The following is a 3,667-nucleotide window of genomic DNA, read 5'->3' on the forward strand; positions in this document are numbered from 1 at the left end:
AACCCGCGCCCCCTCAAGCCTTCCCCACCGCCGCCAGCGCGAAGCCGTAGATCAGCGCCACCTCTTCGAGCCGGTCGAAGCGGCCGGCGGCGCCGCCGTGGCCGGCCTCCATGTTGGTGCGCAGCAGGACCGGGCCGCCGCCGGTCATGGTCGCGCGCAAGCGCGCCACCCATTTCGCCGGCTCCCAGTAGGTCACGCGCGGATCGGTGAGGCCGCCGAGCGCCAGGATCGCCGGATAGGCCTTGGCCGCGACGTTGTCGTAGGGCGAGTACGACAGGATCGTCCGGAACGCCGCCTCGCTCTCGGCGGGGTTTCCCCATTCCGGCCATTCCGGCGGGGTCAGCGGCAGCTCGGCGTCGAGCATGGTGTTGAGCACGTCGACGAAGGGCACGTCGGCGACGATGCCGGCGAACAGCTCGGGGGCGAGGTTGGCCACCGCCCCCATCAGCATGCCGCCGGCGCTGCCGCCATGCGCGATGATCCGCTTCTCCGACGTGTAGTTCGCGGCGATCAGCGCCCGGGCGCAGGCGACGAAGTCTGAGAAGGTGTTGGGCTTCTTCTCGCGCTTGCCGTCGAGGTACCAGCGCCAGCCCTTCTCGGTGCCGCCGCGGATGTGGGCGATGGCGTAGACGAAGCCGCGGTCGACCAGGCTCAGCAGGTTGGTGCGGAACGCCGCCGGCATCAGCGTGCCGTAGGCGCCGTAGCCGTAGAGCAGCAGCGGCGCCGACCCGTCGAGGACGAGGTCGCGCCGGTGCAGCAGCGAGATCGGGACCTGCTCGCCGTCGGCGGCGGTCGCGAACAGGCGCCGGGTGACGTAATCCTCCGGCGCGTGCCCGCTCGGGATGGTCTGGCGCTTGCGCAGGAGCCGGGCGCGGGTGGCGCAATCGTAGTCCCAGGTCTCCGTCGGCGTCGTCATGGACGAGTAGGCGAACCGGATCGTCGCCGTCTCGAACGCGTAGCCGGGCTGGAGGCCGAGCGAGTAGGCCTCCTCGGCGAACGCCACCGCATGCTCCTCGCGGGTCGCGAGGTCGCGCACGATGATCCGCGGGCGGGCGTTCTCCACCTCGAGGCGGACCAGATGCGCCGCGAGCACGTGCAGGTGGCGGATCATGGTGCCGGCGCGGTGCGGCACGAGGTCGGTCCAGTGCGCCCGGCCCGGGTCGGCCACCGGGGCGGTGACGATCTTGAAGTCCTCGGCGCCGTCGGCGTTGGTGAGGATGTAGAGATCCGTCCCGCGATGCTCGACCGAGTAGATCAGCAGCGGCTCGCGCGGCTGCACCACGCGCAGGCGCCCGTCCGGCGCGGCGCGGTCCAGGAGGTGGACCTCCGAGGTCTCGTGGTCGCTCGCGGTGATGGTGAGGTAGCCGCCCGACTGCGTCGCCCCGATATGGACGAAGAACCCGGAATCGCGCTCGGTGTAGACCGGGAGGTCGTCGGCCTGGTCCGCGCCGAGGCGGTGGTACATCACCCGTGCCGGCCGGTGGTTGGCGTCGACCGCCACGTACCAGAAGCCCATGCCGTCGGCCGACCACACCGCCTCGCCGGAGGTCGCCTCGACCCGGTCCGGCGCGTCGGTCCCGGTGGCGAGGTCGCGTACGCGGATGGTGTGGAGCTCCGAGCCCTTGGTGTCTGCGCCCCAGGCCAGGCGGGCGTGGTCGTCGGAATGGGCGGCCCCGGCGATCTCGAAGAACGCCTGGCCCGCGCCCTCCTCGTCGCCGTCGATCAGAATCTCTTCAGCCCCCGCGTCGTCGACGGAACCGGTCGGCCGGCGACAGATCAGCGGGTGCTGGCCGCCGTCGCGGTGGCGGTTGTAATAGGCGAACGGCCCATCCGGGGTCGGCACGCCGCTGTCGTCCTCGCGGATGCGGCCGCGCATCTCGGCGACCAGGGTCCTGCGCAGCGGCGCCGCGTCGGCGAGCGCAACCTGCGCGTAGTCGTTCTCGGACTTCAAGTAGTCCGCGATGTCCGCGGGCAGGGCTGCCGGGTCCTTGAGGACATCCTGCCAGTTCTCGGCCTTCAACCAGGCGTAGTCATCGGTGATGGTGCGGCCATGGACGACGTAGCTGTGCGGCCGGCGCGGCGCCTTCGGTGCGTCGGATGCGGGCGGGACGTGAGCCGTTTCGAACGCCATCTGAAATTTCCCGTGGAGAATCTTCGAGCCTGCGCATGTGCCGTGCGGCCCGTTCCCGGACAAGACCCGGCGTCCAAACGCTCGCGATCGGATGGTGTTGGCCGGGCGGGGCATCGCGCGGACGGGGTGCCCGGGCCGAGCGCGGCCGCGCCAGGGTTTGACCAGGACGAGGGCTTGGCGAGGACGAGGGCTTGGTGCGGACGAGGGCTTGATGCGGACGAGGACTTGGCGAGGACTTGGCTTGACAGCTTTCGCCGCGAGGCTCTCGGTGGCGGGCGGCGGCGTGGCGTCCGCCGAGGGAGGCGCAATCAGAGGTAGCGAAACTCGCCGCCAGCACTTCGCCCTTGAGTAGGCATCTGTTTCAGCGATGTCGGCAAGCTGAAATATTCTTCCGGATAGTTGACGTTGCGTATCCAAGCTGCCGTCGAGCAACTTGCGGCCGATCTGCAAATATCCTATTGAGATGTCGTGGCGAAAGGGGTCGCCGCATTTCACTCAGCACTTGCGGGCAGGACGACCATTGTTGCGGGAATGCCCGCATCGCACCACGAGACGTCGGGGCCGATGGTCCGCGCCGCTCGGGACGCGTCGACTGCCTCAGCGTCCAGGGGACATCGCCGAACATGAACGACACAGACACCACGGTCGATTACGTGGAACTCGCCGCCGACATCGTGTCGGCTTACGTCAGCAACAATCCGGTCCCCCCGGGCGAGCTGGCGCAGCTGATCGGCCGCGTCCACGCTTCGCTGGTGCAGGTCGCGGGCGGGCAGGTCGAGGCGGCCGCCCCCGCCGGTCCGCTGACGCCGGCCGTGCCGGTGAAGAAGTCCGTCACCGCGGACCACATCATCTGCCTGGAGGACGGCCGGACCTTCAAGTCGCTCAAGCGCCACCTGCGCGCCAAGTACGACATGAGCCCCGAGCAGTACCGCGCCAAGTGGGGCCTGCCGCCGGATTACCCGATGGTCGCACCGAACTACGCCAAGGCCCGCTCAGACCTCGCCAAGGCGATCGGCCTCGGCCAGACCCGCAACGGCAACTACCACGAAGCCGCCTGAGGCGGCCGGAGGCGAAGCCGGGGCGCACCCGGCTTCGCTCGCGCTGCCAGAGGAACGAACCTTGCACTGCCTCAGTCCTGTCCCGTGAGCGGTCTGTTCCGATGAGCGATCCCAAGATCCCCACCGACGACCTCGACAAGGCGAACGACGTCCTGGCGGAGTGGGCCGCCCGGTCCGCGGCCGACAGCGACGGACTGGTCGAGCGGCTCGCCGCGATGGGCTACGACGTTCGCGGCAAGTCCGAGGACGAGATCGCCGAGGTGCTGAAGCATCCGCCGACCCAACCCACGGCGTGAGCTGCGTGACGCTCCACAGCGCGCGGGCCGTCAAGTCTTGATCTAGGACGATTTTCAAGACTCTCCTGTTTCCTTCGCCGTGACGAAGATCGTTCGCGTTGGGAACAAAACATGAACAAAACTCCTCAAGCCCGGACCGCCCGCCCCGTGGCCGTGCCGCGCGCGGAGGCCGCGCTCGGGCG

Annotated in this window: 3 protein-coding genes; 2 read left to right on the forward strand and 1 reads right to left on the reverse strand. The window is 69.5% G+C overall.

The features are described from left to right. Window positions 1–13: 13 nt before the first annotated feature. Entirely contained in the window at window positions 14–2,131 is a 2,118-nt protein-coding gene (locus FV230_RS25805; protein ID WP_147844416.1) for a S9 family peptidase, read from the reverse strand. A gap of 623 nt (window positions 2,132–2,754) precedes the next feature. Here FV230_RS25805 and FV230_RS25810 point away from each other — a divergent pair. Continuing rightward, window positions 2,755–3,189: a MucR family transcriptional regulator gene (locus tag FV230_RS25810; protein WP_147844417.1), complete on the forward strand. Its 435-nt coding sequence runs from the start codon at window positions 2,755–2,757 to the stop codon at window positions 3,187–3,189. Window positions 3,190–3,290: 101 nt separating this feature from the next. After that, window positions 3,291–3,485, forward strand: coding sequence for a hypothetical protein (locus FV230_RS25815; RefSeq protein WP_147729092.1), 195 nt, complete (start codon window positions 3,291–3,293; stop codon window positions 3,483–3,485). Window positions 3,486–3,667 lie beyond the last annotated feature (182 nt).

The sequence above is a fragment of the Methylobacterium sp. WL6 genome (assembly GCF_008040095.1).
GTDB lineage: Bacteria > Pseudomonadota > Alphaproteobacteria > Rhizobiales > Beijerinckiaceae > Methylobacterium.